A 17,700-nucleotide genomic window follows, 5' to 3' on the forward strand; every position below is an offset into this window, starting at 1 on the left:
CACCGCATGTTAATGAATGGAATCGACCTTCTGGCCGTCGCGAATGCGAACGACTTCGCTGTCCCGGCGTTCAACGTCAGCGACTACGCGATGATGAACGGCCTCTTCGAGATCAGCGAGGAGAAGAATTCCCCGCTGATCATTGCGATCCACCCGGACGAACTGAGCCACATCGGCGTCGACATGCTTCCCGCGATCATTGCGCGCGCTCACCGCTCGACCGTACCCGTCACCATCCACCTGGACCACGGGGCGACCTACGAGCAGGTGCTCGTGGCCATCCAGAGCGGCTTCACATCCGTCATGATCGACGGATCGCTGCTCCCGTTCGCCGATAACGTGGCGATCACGAAGCGGGTCGTCGATGCCGCGCATGCCGTGGGCATCTCGGTCGAGGGTGAGCTCGGCACGATCGGCAAGACGGACAGCGAGGCCGAAGACGGCACGGCGACCATCATCTTCACCGATCCCGACGACGCGGTGAAGTTCATCGCATCCACCGGCGTGGACAGCCTGGCCATTGCCATCGGCACGAGCCACGGCATCTATCCCGCAGGCATGAAGCCAGAGCTCAGGCTGGACCTGCTCCGCGAGATCACCGGCAAGGTCGGCATCCCCCTGGTCCTTCATGGCGGATCCAACAACCCGGACCAGGAAATCGGGGAGGCCGTGCGGCTGGGAATCAATAAGATCAATATCTCGAGCGACATCAAATCGTCGTACCACTCCAAGATGCGGGAGGTTCTTGCCGACCCGGGTGTGCGGGAGCCGAACACGATCCAGCCGCCGTGCGTCGCCGCCATGAAGATCACCGCGGCGCAGAAGATCGACCTGTTCAATGCGGCCGGAAAAGCAGCACTCTACTAATCGAATGGCACATATCTCCATGCGCGAAAAACTGGTGTTGGGGCTCGGCGGAACCGTCGACTACGAGATCGCCTGGGACTCCCGGGTGATCGAGCACCTCATCCGCGAGTACTCCATTCGCGCGTCGGAGCTGGATGCCTCGATCCCGGTCATGAGCGAGCGGGACCTCGTCGTCACGTTGCTCGCCTTCCTCGAGGGCGGTGCCGGAGGAGAGCGATTCGTCGCCTCCTCCGACATCGTGGAGACGTTCGCCGCCCGGTTCGATAGAAGGATCACCCTGGGCGGCACGTGCGTGCGCGCCGCGATGGCGATGCAGGCGCTCGGCATCGAGAGCACTGTTCACTTGATCAGCATCGACGATCACGTTCGCAGGCTGCTCCCCGCGGGATGCGCCTACCTCTGCAGCGCAGACCACGACACGACCGATCCGCATCTCATCGTGCAGTTCAACGCGGGCGCGCGCGTCCAGGCCGGCGACATCGACCTGCGTGCGCCGCACCCGAATCGGGTCATCTACGCCAATGATCCACCGAACGAACAGCTGCTGTTGAGCAACGCTCTCGGAGAGGTGCTCCGAGATGCCGAGGTGTTCCTGATCTCGGGGTTCAACGTCATCCAGGACACGGACCTGCTCCAAGAACGGTTGGTGGACATCCTGCGGCACATGCAGCAGTTGCCGGTAACAGCAGTCGTCTATTACGAGGACGCCGGATTCCATGTCCCGGCGATGAGCCGGTACGTGCGCGACGCGCTCATCGGGGTGATCGACGTGTACAGCATGAACGAGGACGAAATGCAGGCATACCTGGGACGCCCCGTCGACCTCCTGGCCGTCGACGAGGTGGCCGAGGCGCTCCGGGAATTGCAGCGGCTGATCCCCGCCGCGACCCTGGTCGTGCACACGAAGTATTGGTCTCTCGCCCTGGGCGAGTTCGCCGCCTCCTATGGCGCGAGCCTCCAGGGCGGCATCACGATGGCGAGCACGCGATACTGCTATGGGGACGATTTCACCGAGCGGGACTACCGGGAAGTCGACAACCGGATGCCCAGCGTGCCCGGTACTCGGTTCGCCTCCGATCTCGAGGACCGGATGGGGCACACCGTCCGGTGCCTGCCCGCGTTCGCGCTCACCGTCGCCGCGCCGACGACCATCGGACTGGGCGATTCGTTCGTCGGCGGGTTCATCGCTGCCCTGGCTCGGCGCTAGCCGGGCGGACAGTGGTCGAAGCCGGGCCGGCTGCCGTTCCAGTGAAGACCGGGTCGCTCCGGTTCCAGAGAGTGCGGCCCAGGACTAGGACGACCGTTCGCCGGTCAGCCACTCGTCGAATGTCGTGGGAGCCTCGCCCTCGTCCCCGGTGCCGCGCAGCACCCCGGAACGCATTCCGCGCCAGTACGCGCCGGGAAGGGACACCCCGAGTGCCGGCATCCGTCGCCCGTCGGCCCGGATGACCTTGCGCACCATGCCGAGGAGGATCTCATCCCGCGGCCCGCGCAGGTCGCGGTGACGTCCCCGCTCGGTGCCGTCGGCGATCGCAACGAGGGCGTCGGCCACGTCGACGGCCGCGATCGGACGCAGCAGTCCGGCGGGGACCAGGGCGATCGGGCCGAACGACGCGCGACCGAGCACCTGCCGCGCGAACTCGTGGAACTGGGTGGTTCGCAGGATGCTGAACGGCACCGGCCCGGCGGTGACGAGGCGCTCCTGTTCGACCTTCCCGGCGTAATACCCGAGCGGTAGGTAGTCGATTCCGACGATGGACAGCGCCACGTGGTGTCCCACCGACTGGCGCACTTCCGCGGCGAGCAGGTGCCTGGTCGCCGCGCCGAAGAACTCGACGGATGCTGCGGCTGAGGTGCTCGCCACGCTCGTGACGTCGATCACGGCATCCGCTGCCGTGAGCGCCGCGTCGAGTCCGACGCCGGTGCTGACGTCCTGCCCGGTTGACCGTGACAGCGGGACGACCTCGTGACCACGGCGTTGGGCGACCGCAACGACGTGCCTGCCGACGGTGCCGGTCGCCCCGGCTACGACGATCCTCATGATGCGACCCCTCCTAGGACGTTGTGAGTTGCTTGACCATCTCGAGTTCCCGGGTCGTCGGGTCGAGGTCGTAGGGCGCGGTCACGCCGGTTGCCGCGAAGCCGCGGTGCTCGTAGGCGGCGCGGGCGCGGTCGTTGTGCTCGTGCACGTGCAACGTGAGCCGACCCGATTCCGTGAGCGCCCAGTCCTCGATGCGCGACAGGAGAGCATCCGTAACGCCGGCCGCCCCGCCGCGGTAGTCCGGCGCGACGTAGACACCGACGAGCAGCGCACCCGTCGCCTCGTCGGGAACGTAGCCGCCCATCGTCCCGACCCAGCGCCCAGAGGGCGCGATCGCCACGACGACGATCGAATGCTCATGGGTGCCGCGCGCTCCGCGCATGGTTCATTCGGCCTCGTCGTGGGCGAGCGCGGCGTCGAAGGTCTCCCCGAAGGCGAGGGGCGTGTCGTGGAGCATCTCCAGTCGAAGTTCCCGGATCTCGCGCCAGTCTGCCGCCGTCGTGCGGCGAATCGTGAACCCCTCGGTCATCATCCACGCACGATAGCAGGGAAGCGCGCCGGGTCGAGGTGAAGCGCCGCGCTCACCGGGTCCGCGCCGCGTGCGGGCCACGCACGCCTCGACTTGACGGCTCTCTCCCGGAGTGCCACACTCGCAATATCTGATTAATCAGATTAATCTGATTAATGAAATTCAGCGTCAACCTCGCTGTGCCCGCGCCAGCGGAGCGCGGTGACCTGGGCCTGACAATGAGGTCGCGCCGAAGCGTCCTCGCGAGAGGACGACGATGTACTCATCCACACCACCCGGACTGACGAACGCAACCCCACCAGCCCGCGTCAGCAGCGACCCGCACACCCCTGTCGGCGTGCCCGGCCCGCAACCCGTCCTGGTCATGATGGGGGTTTCCGGCTCGGGCAAGTCGACCGTAGCCGCTCTCCTCGCCAGCCAGCTCGGGTGGGACTTCGTCGAGGGCGACGATCTGCACCCCGCGGCGAACGTGGCCAAGATGGCGTCGGGCACTCCGCTCACCGACGAGGACCGCTGGCCCTGGCTCGACACCGTGTCGTCCTGGATCGTCGAGCACACCACGGCCGACCTCCCCGGCATCGTCACCTGCTCGGCGCTGAAGAAGAAGTATCGGGACGTGCTGCGCGAGCAGAACGTGATCTTCGTGCACCTCGTCGGCTCAAAGGACCTGCTCGGCGCACGGATGTCTGCCCGACTCGACCACTACATGCCGGCCAGTCTTCTCGATTCGCAGCTGGACACCCTGGAGCCGTTGGATTCCGACGAGCGCGGCATCCTGATCGACGCGGCGAGACCGCCCGCCGAGGAGGCCGCCAGGATCGTCACGATGCTCGGCCTGCGGCCGGCCGCAGGCTCGTCCGCACCCGGTGCGGCCACATCAGGACAGTCGACCGCCCGGACGCCGAACACCACCGTGGCCATGCACCCGGTCGTCGAAGCGGTCACGCGCCGCATCATCGAACGCAGCGCACAGAGCCGGGCCAGGTACCTCGCCCGGATCGATGCCGCCGCGGAGCAGGGACCGACCCGCGGTCGCCTGGGCTGCGCGAACCTCGCCCACGGGTTCGCTGCCACCGGCCAGCAGGACAAGGCGGCGCTGCGCGCCTTCGTGAAGCCGAACATCGGGATCGTGTCCTCGTACAACGACGTGCTCTCCGCGCACCAGCCGTTCGCGGCCTACCCGGCGATCCTCAAAGACGCCGTCCGGAAGGCCGGCGGCATCGCGCAGGTCGCGGGCGGCGTGCCCGCGATGTGCGACGGCATCACCCAGGGCAGAGACGGCATGCAGCTGTCGCTGTTCAGCCGCGATCTGATCGCCATGGCGACCGGCGTCGCGCTGGCCCACGACCTGTTCGACGGAGCGCTGCTGCTCGGCGTCTGCGACAAGATCGTGCCAGGCCTGGTCATCGGCGCGCTGGCCTTCGGTCACCTCCCGGCCATCCTGGTGCCGACCGGACCGATGAGTTCCGGGATTCCGAACAAGGAAAAGAGCCGCATCCGCCAGCTCTACGCCGAAGGCCTGGCCGACCGCGAGCAACTTCTCGAGGCCGAGACGGCGTCGTACCATTCCGCAGGCACCTGTACCTTCTACGGGACGGCGAACTCCAACCAGATGCTGATGGAGGTCATGGGACTCCACCTTCCCGGCGCGAGCTTCGTCAGCCCGGACTCCCCGTTGCGCGAGGCCCTCACCGCCGCCGCGGCCCGCCAGGTGGTCGCGCTGACCGAGCTGAAAGACCGGTACACCCCGATCGGACGCGTGGTGGACGAGCGGTCGATCATCAACGGCGTCGTTGCCCTGCTTGCCACCGGAGGGTCGACCAACCACGCGCTGCACCTCCCGGCAATCGCGGCCGCCGCGGGGATCCAGCTCACCTGGCAGGACTTCGCGGACCTGTCCGAGGTCGTTCCCCTGCTTGTCCGCATCTACCCCAACGGCCCTGCCGACATCAACCACTTCCACGCCGCCGGGGGCACGGCGTTCCTGATCGGCCAGCTCCTCGACGCGGGCTTGCTGCACCCCGACGTCCGCACCGTTGCCGGCGCGGGACTCGACGCCTATCGCCGGGAGCCGGTGCTCGACGGAAACGCCCTGAGCTACCGCCCGGGACCGACCGAGAGCCTCGACACGGACGTGCTGCGGCCCGCCTCAGCGCCTTTCGCGCCGAACGGCGGACTCCGGATCCTGGACGGCAATCTCGGCAGTGCGGTCATCAAGGTCGCCGCGGTGGCGACCGAACACCACGTCATCCAGGCGCCCGCGGTGGTGTTCGACGACCAGCACGTCTTCCTCGCAGCGTTCGAAGCCGGTGAGCTCGACCGGGATCTCGTGGCCGTGATTCGGTATCAGGGCCCGTCCGCAAATGGAATGCCCGAGCTGCACAAGCTCACCCCGGCGCTCGGCATCCTCCAGGATCGCGGCTATCAGGTCGCTCTGGTCACCGATGGGCGGATGTCCGGCGCGTCGGGAAAGATCCCGGCCGCCATCCACCTCACCCCCGAAGCCGCAGCGGGCGGTCCGATCGGCCGCATCCGCGATGGCGACCTCGTACGCCTCGACGCGACGGCGGGCACCCTCGACGTCCTCCTCGACGACGACGTCTTCGCGGCCCGCGAAATCACCGGTGCTGCGCTCGACGACGTCAGCTGGTCCGGCACCGGTCGGGAGCTCTTCTCGGTCTTCCGCCGGCAGGTCGGCCCGGCCGACCGTGGCGCCAGCGTCATCACCAACACACTTGAAGGAGTCCTCTGATGTCCACCCTGAACGCAGCCCAGCTGCTCGAGCTCGCACCCGTGATCCCCGTCGTCGTCATCGAGGATGCCGACCGCGCGGTGGCACTGGCCCGGGCACTCGTGGCGGGTGGCCTGCCGGTTATCGAGGTGACGCTGCGCACCCCGGCTGCACTGCGTGCGATCAGTGCCATCGCCGACCAGGTGCCCGACGCCGTCATCGGCGCCGGAACGGTCAACAACCCGGAACTCGTGCGTCGGGCCGCCGAGGCCGGGGCCCGGTTCCTGATTTCTCCCGGGTCGACCGATGCCCTGCTCGACGCGATGGACGCATCCGGTCTGCCCTACCTGCCGGGAGCCGCGACCGCGTCGGAGGTCCTGCGGCTGATCGAACGCGGACACCCGGAGATGAAGTTCTTCCCTGCCCAGGCGTCCGGCGGCCACGCGGTGCTGCGCTCACTCGCGGCGCCCCTGCCGGAAGCGCGGTTCTGTCCGACGGGCGGGATCACGCTCGCGAGCGCGCCCGTCTACCTCGCGCTTCCCAACGTTGGGTGCATCGGCGGCACGTGGATCACTCCGCTGGATGCCATTGAAGTCGGCGACTGGACGCGTATCGAAGGACTGGCCCGCCAGGCCGCCGGCCTGCGGCCCTGAACTGCGGCACTCGGCTTGGGCTCTGGCTTCGGCCAGGCCTAGCCGAGGCCCGCGATCCGGTTCAGTGCGGCACGCATGATGAGCTCGGCGGGGTCGTCGAGGACCTCGTGGTTGAGGTAGAACGCTTCGAACCACGCGCGCACTTCCTCCTCGGGGAGCCCGACCGCAACCCAGTCGACCCCGGCGACCGCTTCGGAGACCGGTTCCCCCGTGCCGGCATCGAGCCACGCCCGCACAATCGGCGTCTCGGGGTCCGCGTCTTCCGGGTTCCAGGTGAGGATCAGGCTGCGTGCCTCGTCGTCCGTGTGCAGATGGTCTGTGCGCCCGGACCCCAGCCAGGGCAGCATCATCTGCTCGCCGGGAATGGCAACGTCCACGATCTCCAGGGGCACCGCCCCGAAGTCGCGGGCGTAGACCCGAAGTCCTTCGTGGTGCCAGTCGGCGGCCTCTTCGGCGTCCTCCGCGAGATCTTCGAGCAGAGGGAGAGTGTGCTTGACGAGCGCCAGGGCCCACGCCACGAGTTCCTTCGTCTCCCGCTTCGGCCACGGGCTGCGATCAGTCTCTTCTCCGTCGGCGCCATGGAAGTGGTGCTCGACACCGTCAGGCGTCGTTTCCAGGTGCAGCTCTCCGCCCTCGAACCCGAGGGAGAACACAGCCACCTCTTCTTCGTCGGCCTCGCCCTCACCGTCGACGAACCAGTCGGCGTTCAGCACCGGGTTCCGGAACTGGGTCGGCAGCGGCGGAGCCTCCAACGGCAGGTCGCCCAGGTCCAACACCGCCCGGAAAACAGTGTCCGGCATTCGCAAGGTGGGGTCAGTCACAGGTACTCCTCAGTCCGCGTCGAGAATACCGGAAACGAGGCGTCGGGAAGTGACGTCGGGAAGTGACACGGAGCGGATGACGGGAATCGAACCCGCGCTATCAGCTTGGGAAGCTGAAGTTCTACCATTGAACTACATCCGCGCGTCCGGCCGCGGGCAGTGCCTGCACCGGAACCGTGCCAGCATATCAAGTCCTCGCCGTTAGGCTGGACCCGTGCTGCTCTCCGATCGTGATATCAAGGCCGAAATCGACGCGGGACGTATCGGGCTCGAGCCCTACGCTCCGGAGATGATCCAGCCGTCGAGCGTCGACGTGCGCATCGACCGGTACTTCCGGTTGTTCGACAACCACAAGTACCCCTATATCGATCCGGCCGAGGACCAGCCCGAACTCACCCGGCTGATCGAGATCCCCCACGACGAACCGTTCATCCTGCACCCCGGTGAATTCGTGCTCGGCTCCACCTATGAAAAGGTCAGCCTCGCCGACACGATCGCGGCCCGCCTCGAAGGCAAGAGCTCGCTCGGCCGCCTCGGCCTCCTCACCCACTCGACGGCCGGATTCATCGACCCGGGCTTCACCGGCCACGTGACCCTCGAGCTCAGCAACGTGGCCACCCTGCCGATCAAGCTCTGGCCCGGCATGAAGATCGGCCAGCTCTGCTTCTTCCAGCTGAGCTCGGCCGCCGAACGCCCGTACGGCTCGAGCCAGTACAGCTCGCGCTACCAGGGCCAGCGCGGGCCGACGGCGTCGCGCTCCTTCCAGAACTTCCACCGCACGGATGTCTCGATCGCCCCGACGACGGACGTGCAGTAGCCGCAACCCCCGTTCCGCCCCCGCCGGAAAAGTCCTGATCCAGAGCGAGAGGACGGGTTCACACGGGCGCAACATGCGGCCGGTAAAATCGGGAGCATGACGACGACATCCGTACCCGGTTTTGCCGAGGCGCTCATCGCGCCCGGCCCGACGCCCGAATACCCGGGCCGGATGCGTCGCTTCGGCCAGCTCGTCGGCAGCTGGGCCGCGAAGGGCTCACGCCTCGACGAAGCGACCGGCGACTGGCACGAGCGTCAGTTCACCTGGATCGTCGAGTTCGTGCTCGACGGGCGTGCGGTGCAGGACGTCGAGATCGTCGATGTCCCCGTGAGCGACACGCATCCCGACGGACGGGAAACCGTGGCCATGGCCGTGCGCGTCTACGACCCGCACGCGGGCGCCTGGCGGGTCAGCTATTTCGCCCCCGCCATCGGCGAGTACTGCCACCTCGTGGCAACCCCGCACCGCAACGGGCTGCGCCAGGACGGTACCGGCACCGACGGCCGGCCGATCCGCTGGAACTTCGTGTCCATCACCGCGGACGCCTACTCCTGGGAGGGCTGGGTCTCCAACGACGAGGGCGCGACCTGGGTGCTCGTCGAGCACAACGAGGCCACCCGCATCCGCTGACCGGCAGCTACCGGGCCACTCGCTCCCGGATCGGCTCCAGACCCCGCACCACGCCGGGTGCGAGGCCCAGCAGGGCGTAGACGGCGATCAGTTCGAGTGCGCCGAGGCTGAAGTAGATCGTCTGCAGGTCCGCGTACTGCCTGATCAGGGCGATCTCCACGAAGATCCAGATCATCATGCCGAAACCTGCAACGACGGTCGCGATCAGTGCCCAGTCCTTGCGGCGCAGCAGGCCGATCGCCGCCAGGAGCTGGGTACCGCCTGCGACAACGCCGAGCACGAGCCCCGGAACGAAGTAGGACGTGAACGGTGTGCCCTCGAGGTAGGCCAGCGGCAATCCGCCGCCGTTGAACCCGGAGCAGAGAACCATCCCTGCGAAGGCCGACACCGCTCCGAACAGGAGCAGACCGATCAGGATGCCGCGGACCAGCGCGGCGGAGACGCTGAGTTTCATGTCGGGAACCTCTCACTTTCTCCCGAGCATATTCCCGAACTCACCGCGCCGCCGGCCACGGCATTCCGCTAGAGCGAGAAGGGAAAGCCCAGATCTGCAGGATATTCTCCGAGAGAAGTGAGCTGGGTCGCCGAGCGCTGCAGTGCGGCGAGGGTGAGGCCGAGCGTGCCCGGCCCGAAGCTCACCCGGGAGACGCCGAGTTCGGCGAGACGGGCCAGGGGAACGGCGCCCGGGTGCCCGATCACGGAGATGCGGCCGTTGACCTCGTCGAGGGCCCGCTTGACCTTGTCCTCGTCGCCGAGGCCGAGGAAGAAGATCACGTCGGCGCCCGCGTCGAGATACGCGTTGGCGCGGGCCACGGCCTCGTCCCATTCGCCGCCGCCGGCCAGGGTGTCCACCCGGGCGTTGATCACGAGCGGCACGCCCGCGGCGTCGGCCCCGGTGCGCGCGGCGGCCACCCGGGCTGCCGCGGTCGCGATGTCGTACTGCGGTGCCTTCGCGGCGCCGATCGAGTCCTCGAGGTTGATGCCTGAGGCGCCGGCCTCCTCGACGAGGCGACGGACGTTGCGGGCGACGCCGGCGGCATCCGCTGCGTACCCCTTCTCGAAGTCGACCGACACCGGCAGGTCGACCGCGCCGATGATGATGCGTGCCGCCGCGATCGCCTCGTCGACAGTGAGCCCGCCGCCGTCTTCGAGGCCACGCACATTGGACACGGAGTGCGAGGCCGTTGCCAGGGCCCGCACGCCGGGCGCCTCCGACACGATCTTCGCGGTGATGGCGTCCCAGACGTTCGTCACGATGAGCGGTGTGCCCGGGACATGGAGCGCGTTGAGAAGTTCGGCCTTCTGGATCTGCTGAGTTGTCATCTCTCCAGCCTGACAAAGATGCCGCCCGTGGGCGAGATCACAGCGGATGTCCAGTCGATGAACAGAGATCGCCCAGCTACCCGAGCGGGTGCTGCTTCGCCTTCACCGGGATCAGCATCAGCAGCCCGACCAGGAGCACGAGCGCGATGCCGAGGATGCCCCAGACCTGGCTGCCCGAGACGCTGACGAACAGGGCGAAGAGCGTTGGTGCGAGGAAGGTCGCCGCCTTGCCGGTCGTCGCGTAGAGGCCGAAGATCTCGCCCTCGCGCCCGGCCGGGATGCCACGGGCGAGGAAGCTGCGGCTCGCGGACTGGGCCGGGCCGACGAACACGCACATCAGCAGGCCGAAGATCCAGAACATGGTCGCGCCGCCGGTGGCGAAGAAGAAGACGGCGAGGCCGGCGACGATGGTACCGGACAGGGCGACCACCATCACGTTCTTGGCCCCGAGGCGGTCGTCGAGGCGGCCGACGAGCACGGTGGAGATGCCGGCGATGACGTTGGCGACGATCGCGAAGATGATCACGTCGCCGCTCGAGAAACCGAAGGTGCCGGCCGCGAGGATGCCGCCGAACTGGAACACCCCGGTGAGGCCGTCGCGGAAGACCGCGCTCGCGATCAGGAAGAGCGCCAGCTGGCGGTCGCCGCGCCAGAGTGCGGCCACGTCGCGCCCGAGCAGTACATAGGAGCGGAAGAAGCCGACCCGCTCGCGCCGGGCGGCGGTGGGAGCCGCGTACTCGGGCACCCGGAAGAGCAGCGGCAGGGCGAACAGGCCGAACCAGGCTGCCGCGATGAGCATTGACACCCGCACCGACAGCCCGTTTGCGTCGGTGACGCCGAAAAGACCGACGTCGGGGTGGATGAAGCCGAAGTAAAGGATGAGCAGCAGCACGATGCCGCCGAAGTAGCCCATCGACCAGCCGAATCCGCTGACCCTGCCGATCGTCTTCGGCGTGGAGACCTGGCCGAGCATCGCGTTGTAGTTGACGGTCGCGAATTCGTAGAACACGGTCCCGGCGGCGAGGAGGATCAGTCCGAGCAGCAGGAAGTCGGGCGAGGCCTGCACGAAGAACATCGCGGCGGTGAGGCCGACGACGATGAAGGTGTTCACGCCGAGCCAGAGTTTCCGGCGACCGGAGGCATCGGAGCGCTGCCCCGTGATCGGCGCGAGCAGGGCCACGAGCAGGCCTGCGATCGCGAGCGCCCAGCCGAGCTGGGCCGAGATGACATCCTTGTCGCCGAACGACGACCCGGTGAGGTACACCGTGAAGACGAAGGTCGTGACGACGGCGTTGAATGCGGCCGAACCGCCGTCCCAGAGGCTCCAGGCGATCACGCCGCGCCCGGCCGGGGTGGGGTGATCTGCCGTGCCGCGCTGTTCCGCTGTCCCAGTCATGCGCTCAGAGTAGTGGTCGCCGGGGAACAGTGGGGAAATTGATCGGGAATCCAAAGTTGAGTCACTCACACTCAACTTTCAGCTGGCTGGCTTGACTCCGATTTCGGGCGGTGCCACACTTGAGTCAATACCGCTCAACTCTGGTCGATCATACCGATTGTCCCGTTGAGCTCACACTTTGAAGGAGAACGCACACATGGCCCGTGCAGTAGGCATCGACCTCGGAACCACCAACTCGGTGGTGGCCGTCCTCGAGGGTGGAGAACCCACCGTCATCGCGAACGCCGAAGGCTTCCGCACCACCCCGTCCGTCGTCGCATTCACCAAGGACGGCGAGGTTCTCGTCGGTGAGACCGCCAAGCGCCAGGCTGTCACCAACGTCGACCGCACCATTTCTTCCGTCAAGCGCCACATGGGCACCGACTGGACCGTCGGCATCGACGACAAGAAGTACACCCCGCAGGAGATCTCCGCCCGCATCCTCGCCAAGCTGAAGCGCGACGCCGAGCAGTACCTCGGCGACAAGGTGACGGATGCCGTCATCACCGTCCCCGCGTACTTCAACGACGCCGAGCGCCAGGCCACGAAGGAGGCCGGAGAGATCTCGGGCCTCAACGTGCTCCGCATCATCAACGAGCCGACCGCAGCAGCACTCGCTTACGGCCTGGACAAGGGCAAGGAAGACGAGCTCATCCTGGTCTTCGACCTCGGCGGCGGAACCTTCGACGTCTCGCTCCTCGAGGTGGGCAAGGACGACGACTTCTCGACCATCCAGGTGCGTTCGACCGCCGGTGACAACCGCCTCGGCGGCGACGACTGGGACCAGCGCATCGTCGACTACCTGATCAAGAAGTTCAAGGAAACCACCGGCGTCGACGTCTCCAAGGACAAGATCGCCAAGCAGCGCCTCAAGGAAGCCGCGGAGCAGGCCAAGAAGGAACTCTCCAGCAGCATGTCCACGAGCATCCAGCTGCCGTACCTCTCCCTGACCGAGAACGGCCCGGCCAACCTCGACGAGACGCTGACCCGCGCCCAGTTCGAGAAGATGACCGAAGACCTCCTCGACCGCACCAAGAAGCCGTTCCAGGACGTCATCCGTGAAGCCGGCGTCAAGGTGGGCGACATCGCCCACGTCGTGCTCGTCGGTGGTTCGACGCGTATGCCCGCCGTCTACGAGCTCGTCAAGAGCGAGACCGGCGGCAAGGACCCGAACAAGGGCGTCAACCCGGACGAGGTCGTCGCCGTCGGCGCCGCACTCCAGGCCGGTGTGCTGAAGGGCGAGCGCAAGGACGTCCTCCTGATCGACGTCACCCCGCTGAGCCTCGGCATCGAGACCAAGGGCGGCATCATGACGCGCCTCATCGAGCGCAACACGGCCATCCCGACCAAGCGCAGCGAGACCTTCACCACGGCAGACGACAACCAGCCGTCCGTCGCGATCCAGGTCTTCCAGGGCGAGCGCGAGTTCACCCGCGACAACAAGAACCTCGGCACCTTCGAGCTGACCGGTATCGCACCGGCCCCGCGCGGCATCCCGCAGGTCGAGGTCACCTTCGACCTCGACGCCAACGGCATCGTGCACGTGTCCGCCAAGGACAAGGGCACCGGCAAGGAGCAGTCCATGACCATCACGGGCGGTTCCTCGCTCGCGAAGGAAGACATCGAGCGCATGGTGCGCGAGGGCGAAGAGCACGCCGCAGAAGACAAGCGTCGTCGCGAAACCGCCGAGACCCGCAACACCGCCGAGCAGCTCGCGTACTCGATCGAGAAGCTCCTCAAGGAAAACGACGAGAAGCTCCCGGCCGAGGTCAAGACCGAGGTCCAGGCCGACGTCGACGCGCTCAAGTCTGCGCTCGCCGGAGACGACGAGGCCGCGGTCAAGACCGCGTTCGACAAGCTCAACGAGAGCCAGGGCAAGATCGGCGAGGCCATCTACAAGTCGAGCCAGGCGGATGCCGCGACGCCCCCCACCGAGTCCGGCGAACCGACCGCTGACGCGGGCAAGTCCGACGAAGACGTGGTTGACGCCGAGGTTGTCGACGACGAGGAAGAAACCAAGAAGTAATGGCCAAGGACAAGGGTCCGGTCAACGGGCCGTCCGACGAAGAGGTGGAGCCGGTCGCCGCGGAGGAATCTGCGGCAGCCGAGGCGTCCGCCGAATCCGAGGCCGCTGCATCCGCTGAGGGCATCGAGGAAGACGAGCTGACGGTCCAGGACATCCTGGACGCCGCCACGCGCGAGGTCGCAGAGCCGACGAGTGAACATCTCGCCGACCTCAAGCGGGTCACCGCCGAGTACGCGAACTATCGCAAGCGCACCGAGGCGAACCGCGAGATCGAGCGTGAGCGCGTGACCGTGGACGTCGTCAAGGGCCTGATCCCGGTGCTCGACGACCTGGACCGTGCCGAGAAGCACGGCGACCTCGTCGCAGACACCGCATTCAGCACCATCGCAGCCAAACTGCGCACGAGCGTGGAGCGCCTCGGCGTGAAGCCGTTCGGCACGGTCGGCGAACCGTTCGACCCCACCGTGCATGAGGCCATCTTCCAGATGCCTACGCCCGATGTGACGGTCGACACGGTCGGCGAGGTGGTCGAGACCGGCTATTTCCTGGGCTCGACGCTGCTGCGTGTTGCCAAGGTCGTAGTCCAGGTACCGAGCGATGGCTAGCCAGGACTGGTTCGACAAAGACTTTTACAAGGTCCTCGGCGTCTCGAAAGACGTGACGCCGGCCGACCTCAAGAAGGCCTATCGCAAGCTCGCCCGCAAGTATCACCCGGACTCCAATCCGGGCAATCCTGCGGCCGAAGCGAAGTTCAAGGAAATCAGCGAGGCGCACTCGGTGATCGGCGACCCCGCACAGCGGAAGGAATACGACGCTGTGCGGGCCATGGGCGGTGGAGCACGCTTCACCGCCCCCGGTGGCGGAGGCGCCCAGCAGGGTGGCGGCTTCGACGACGTCTTCGGCGGCATGTTCGGTGGGGGTGCCCGGCAACAGGGCTACTCCTACCAGCAGCAGGGCGGGTTTGACGACCTGCTCGGCGGCATGTTCGGCCGGGGCGGCGCCGGCGGCGGCGGTTTCGGAACGTCCACGGGAGGGTTCCGCGGTTACGGCGGACCGACCCGCGGGCGGGACGTGATCGCATCCACGACCGTCGACTTCATCACCGCGACCCACGGCGACCAGATCACCCTGCAGACGCAGGATGGCCGGGCCATCAAGGTCAGGATTCCCGCCGGCGTCGCCGACGGGCAGAAGATCAAGCTCCGCGGCCAGGGCCAGCACAGCCCGGACGGCGGCGAGGCCGGTGACATCGTCCTCACCGTGACGGTGCGCAAGCACCCCGTCTTCGAGCGTGACGGCCTGAACCTGAGGCTGCACGTGCCCGTGACGTTCGTCGAGGCAGCTCTTGGCGCGACGATCGAAGTGCCGACCCTGGGTGGAGCGCCGGTCAAACTGCGCATCGCCCCCGGCACGCCGAGCGGGCGGGTCCTGCGGGTCAAGGGACGCGGCGTTGTGACTCCGAAGGGCACCGGCGACTTGCTCGCCGAGGTCCAGGTCGCGGTGCCGTCGCACCTGTCGAAGGACGCCGAGGAGAAGCTCGCTGCTTTCGCGGCGGCCCTTCCCGACGAGAACCCGCGCGACGAACTGCTGGCGAGAGCGAGAGACTGACGGTGGACGAGAACTCCCGGGTGTTCGTCATTTCGACGGCCGCAGAGCTTGCGGGCATGCACCCGCAGACGCTGCGACAGTACGATCGCCTGGGACTGGTGAGTCCGGACCGCACCCCGGGCCGGTCTCGCCGGTATTCGATGCGTGATGTGGTGAAACTGCGCGAAATCGCGGAGCTGGGTGCCGAAGGCGTGAGCCTCGAGGGCATCCGGAGGATCATCGCGCTCGAGGACCACGTGCGCCGCCTCGAATCGCGTTTGCGCGAACTCGAAGCGGCCCTCGCCGATGAACTGCTGAACCGGTCGGGTCGCCGCGTCTTCGCGGCCGGCTCGGCCGGTGAGGTCATCTCGATGCGCGCGGGCACCCGAACCCGCCGCGCGAACCAGGTGGTCATCTGGCGCCCGCTTGACGGCCGCTGATCCCGTGGCGCCCGACCCCACTGCGTTCGACCCCACTGCGTTCGACTTCGGCGCGCTCCGGCGTTTCCCCGACGTCGAGGCCTCCAACCTTTTTGCCGTCGACGCGAGCGACCGGCTGATCCTCGACGAGGCGGCAGAGAGCCTTCCCGCCGAACGGCTCGTTGTCGTCGAGGACCGGTATGGCGCCCTCACCCTCGGCGCCGCTGCGCTCTTCGGGGCCACCGGCATCCGCGTGCACCAGGACGCGCTCTCGGGCGAGGCGGCCCTGGCCCGGAATGCCGACGAGTTCGGCCTCACCGACCGCTACCGCTCGTTCCCACTGGGCCACGAGCTCCTGTCGGGCGCAACCCTTGTCCTCCTCCAGCTGCCCCGCAGCCTCGCCGCGCTCGACGAGATCGCCGAGGCGATCGCCCGGTACGCCGATCCCACGGTCGTCGTTGTCGCCGGCGGGCGGCTCAAGCACATGACCCCGGCCATGAACGAGGTCCTCGCACGGCACTTCGAGCGGCTCCAGGTCTCCCCGGCCCGGCAGAAGTCCCGGGTCTTGCGTGCCTCCGGTCCCCTCCGGGCGACGGAACAGGCGAGCCAGGCCTGGCCGCACGTCAGCAGGCATGACGACCTGGGTCTGACCGTGTGCGCGCACGGCGCCGCGTTCGCCGGCACCACGATCGACATCGGAACCCGGTACCTGCTCGAGTTCCTTGACCGTATGAAACCGGATGCCGTCCGCGCGATCGACCTCGGCTGCGGCACGGGCGTGCTCGCGGCCGCGCTCGCGCTACGCCGAACCGGACTCACGATGATCGCGAGCGACCAGTCGGCCGCCGCCGTCGCATCCGCCGGGGCCACCATGATCGCCAACGGGGTCGCCGATCGGGTCACGGTCGTGCGTGATGATGCGCTCGGATCCCAGGCGGATGCGTCCAGTGAGTTGATCCTGTTGAATCCGCCGTTCCACATCGGATCCTCCGTGCATGCCGGCATCGCGCTCAAGCTCTTCGCTGATGCCGCGCGGGTGCTCCGGCCCGGCGGTGAGCTCTGGACGGTGTGGAACACACACCTCGGCTACCGGCCGGCGCTCACCCGCCTGGTCGGGCCGACGCATCAGGTCGGCCGGAACGCCAAGTTCACGGTCACGGTCTCGGTGCGACGGTAGGCAGCCGCAGGGCTTCGGGAGGCCTTCAGGGGTGCGAAACCTTCCCGAAACAGAGGTGCAATCCATCCGACACGCCCGGGATGTGACCGGGAGTTGCGGCCCCCCACGGTTCACCGTAAAGTCATCTAAGTCACCCCACAGGTTCGGAAAGCCGAAGCGCTTACCGGCCTCAAGCGGGACCACTTCCAATCCCGATCAACGCGTAAATTCGCTGATCGAGATTGATGGCGTTTCACCAGATTCCCTTAGCGGGGGACCGAGCGAAACGACACGAAAGAAGAATAAGGAATTGCCTCGGAGCGACAGCCACTAAGCCGGTTACGGTGTGGCCTGAAGCCGGGTGCGTCCGATCCTTGAGAACTCAACAGCGTGCACAATGTCAAATGCCAAAAACCTCGTGGTTTGGATCCGTTTCTAGCGGTGAAGGGCCAGGAGATTCCTTTGGAAAACATTTATAACAACAAAGCAAGTCAGTAATGATTTGTTCTGTCAGTTTCAAACTTGTGTCTGGTCCGCCCATTCCGGCGGTCAGTCACACTAGATGTGCCGGGGCTTTCGGGTCTTGTGCAATCAAACATTTACGGAGAGTTTGATCCTGGCTCAGGACGAACGCTGGCGGCGTGCTTAACACATGCAAGTCGAAC

18 protein-coding genes, 1 tRNA gene, 1 rRNA gene and 1 pseudogene are annotated in these 17,700 nt (G+C 67.0%); 13 read left to right on the plus strand and 8 right to left on the minus strand.

Features of this window, described 5'->3' with window-relative positions:
* Positions 1-6: 6 nt before the first annotated feature.
* Complete coding sequence (locus QN357_RS02700; protein ID WP_134448436.1) at positions 7-867, plus strand: ketose-bisphosphate aldolase; 861 nt, start codon at positions 7-9, stop codon at positions 865-867.
* A 19-nt stretch (positions 868-886) separates the two neighbouring features.
* Positions 887-2,074 carry an ADP-dependent glucokinase/phosphofructokinase gene (locus tag QN357_RS02705; protein ID WP_323504428.1) on the plus strand — a complete coding sequence of 396 codons (1,188 nt, stop codon included), beginning with the start codon at positions 887-889 and terminating at the stop codon, positions 2,072-2,074.
* Positions 2,075-2,158: 84 nt separating this feature from the next.
* Here the strand turns inward: QN357_RS02705 and QN357_RS02710 are convergent, their stop codons facing one another.
* The 3 genes from QN357_RS02710 to QN357_RS02720 are packed head-to-tail and all read right to left on the minus strand — an operon-like array spanning position 2,159 to position 3,440.
* On the minus strand, positions 2,159-2,908 hold the full coding sequence (locus tag QN357_RS02710) for an SDR family oxidoreductase (RefSeq protein WP_322189066.1): 750 nt from the start codon (positions 2,906-2,908) through the stop codon (positions 2,159-2,161).
* A 13-nt stretch (positions 2,909-2,921) separates the two neighbouring features.
* A complete protein-coding gene (locus QN357_RS02715) occupies positions 2,922-3,290 on the minus strand; it encodes a GNAT family N-acetyltransferase (RefSeq protein ID WP_323504430.1) in 369 nt (122 codons plus the stop codon).
* Positions 3,291-3,293: 3 nt separating this feature from the next.
* On the minus strand, positions 3,294-3,440 hold the full coding sequence (locus QN357_RS02720; protein ID WP_323504431.1) for a hypothetical protein: 147 nt from the start codon (positions 3,438-3,440) through the stop codon (positions 3,294-3,296).
* 364 nt (positions 3,441-3,804) lie between these two features.
* Between QN357_RS02720 and QN357_RS19510 the strand changes: the two are divergent.
* From QN357_RS19510 to eda, 3 genes and pseudogenes are all read left to right on the plus strand, one after another.
* Positions 3,805-4,239, plus strand: a pseudogene (locus QN357_RS19510) (gluconokinase); the annotation flags it as partial.
* 117 nt (positions 4,240-4,356) lie between these two features.
* On the plus strand, positions 4,357-6,189 hold the full coding sequence (gene edd, locus QN357_RS02725) for a phosphogluconate dehydratase (protein ID WP_369125144.1): 1,833 nt from the start codon (positions 4,357-4,359) through the stop codon (positions 6,187-6,189).
* A complete protein-coding gene (eda, locus tag QN357_RS02730) occupies positions 6,189-6,821 on the plus strand; it encodes a bifunctional 4-hydroxy-2-oxoglutarate aldolase/2-dehydro-3-deoxy-phosphogluconate aldolase (RefSeq protein WP_322189070.1) in 633 nt (210 codons plus the stop codon). Before edd ends, eda begins: the two co-directional genes overlap by 1 nt.
* Before the next feature lie 38 nt (positions 6,822-6,859).
* Here eda and QN357_RS02735 read toward each other — a convergent pair whose 3' ends face one another.
* Together QN357_RS02735 and QN357_RS02740 are read right to left on the minus strand one after the other, a co-directional pair.
* A complete protein-coding gene (locus QN357_RS02735) occupies positions 6,860-7,642 on the minus strand; it encodes a hypothetical protein (RefSeq protein ID WP_134448414.1) in 783 nt (260 codons plus the stop codon).
* 71 nt (positions 7,643-7,713) lie between these two features.
* Positions 7,714-7,784 (minus strand) — tRNA-Gly (locus QN357_RS02740).
* A 72-nt stretch (positions 7,785-7,856) separates the two neighbouring features.
* On the opposite strand from QN357_RS02740, the gene dcd reads away from it, so the two are divergent.
* Together dcd and QN357_RS02750 are read left to right on the plus strand one after the other, a co-directional pair.
* A complete protein-coding gene (gene dcd, locus QN357_RS02745; protein WP_134448386.1) occupies positions 7,857-8,459 on the plus strand; it encodes a dCTP deaminase in 603 nt (200 codons plus the stop codon).
* Positions 8,460-8,555: 96 nt separating this feature from the next.
* Positions 8,556-9,089 carry a hypothetical protein gene (locus QN357_RS02750; protein ID WP_134558155.1) on the plus strand — a complete coding sequence of 178 codons (534 nt, stop codon included), beginning with the start codon at positions 8,556-8,558 and terminating at the stop codon, positions 9,087-9,089.
* Positions 9,090-9,096: 7 nt separating this feature from the next.
* On the opposite strand, the gene QN357_RS02755 is transcribed toward QN357_RS02750, so the two are convergent.
* From QN357_RS02755 to QN357_RS02765, 3 genes are all read right to left on the minus strand, one after another.
* Entirely contained in the window at positions 9,097-9,543 is a 447-nt protein-coding gene (locus tag QN357_RS02755; protein ID WP_134558156.1) for a hypothetical protein, read from the minus strand.
* Between the two features lie 68 nt (positions 9,544-9,611).
* Positions 9,612-10,412 (minus strand): isocitrate lyase/PEP mutase family protein, encoded by an 801-nt coding sequence (locus QN357_RS02760; protein WP_134448381.1) that lies wholly within the window; start codon positions 10,410-10,412, stop codon positions 9,612-9,614.
* Positions 10,413-10,488: 76 nt separating this feature from the next.
* Positions 10,489-11,808, minus strand: coding sequence for an MFS transporter (locus tag QN357_RS02765; RefSeq protein ID WP_134561011.1), 1,320 nt, complete (start codon positions 11,806-11,808; stop codon positions 10,489-10,491).
* 196 nt (positions 11,809-12,004) lie between these two features.
* Between QN357_RS02765 and dnaK the strand changes: the two genes are divergently transcribed.
* The 6 genes from dnaK to QN357_RS02795 all read left to right on the plus strand — a co-directional run.
* Positions 12,005-13,873, plus strand: a complete 1,869-nt coding sequence (dnaK, locus tag QN357_RS02770; RefSeq protein ID WP_134448377.1) for a molecular chaperone DnaK — start codon at positions 12,005-12,007, stop codon at positions 13,871-13,873.
* Positions 13,873-14,478 (plus strand): nucleotide exchange factor GrpE, encoded by a 606-nt coding sequence (locus tag QN357_RS02775; protein ID WP_134448375.1) that lies wholly within the window; start codon positions 13,873-13,875, stop codon positions 14,476-14,478. The genes dnaK and QN357_RS02775 overlap by 1 nt, the downstream gene beginning before the upstream one ends.
* On the plus strand, positions 14,471-15,481 hold the full coding sequence (locus tag QN357_RS02780; protein WP_134448374.1) for a DnaJ C-terminal domain-containing protein: 1,011 nt from the start codon (positions 14,471-14,473) through the stop codon (positions 15,479-15,481). Before QN357_RS02775 ends, QN357_RS02780 begins: the two co-directional genes overlap by 8 nt.
* A 2-nt stretch (positions 15,482-15,483) precedes the next feature.
* The gene (locus tag QN357_RS02785) at positions 15,484-15,900 is read left to right on the plus strand and encodes a heat shock protein transcriptional repressor HspR (RefSeq protein WP_134448372.1); all 417 of its coding nucleotides are present in this window, start codon (positions 15,484-15,486) and stop codon (positions 15,898-15,900) included.
* Positions 15,887-17,056, plus strand: a complete 1,170-nt coding sequence (locus QN357_RS02790) for a methyltransferase (RefSeq protein ID WP_416347605.1) — start codon at positions 15,887-15,889, stop codon at positions 17,054-17,056. The genes QN357_RS02785 and QN357_RS02790 overlap by 14 nt, the downstream gene beginning before the upstream one ends.
* 577 nt (positions 17,057-17,633) lie before the next feature.
* Positions 17,634-17,700: ribosomal RNA gene (locus tag QN357_RS02795) — 16S ribosomal RNA — on the plus strand; the annotation flags it as partial.

The sequence above is a fragment of the Cryobacterium sp. RTC2.1 genome (assembly GCF_035018685.1).
In the GTDB taxonomy this organism is placed as follows: Bacteria; Actinomycetota; Actinomycetes; order Actinomycetales; family Microbacteriaceae; genus Cryobacterium; species Cryobacterium glucosi.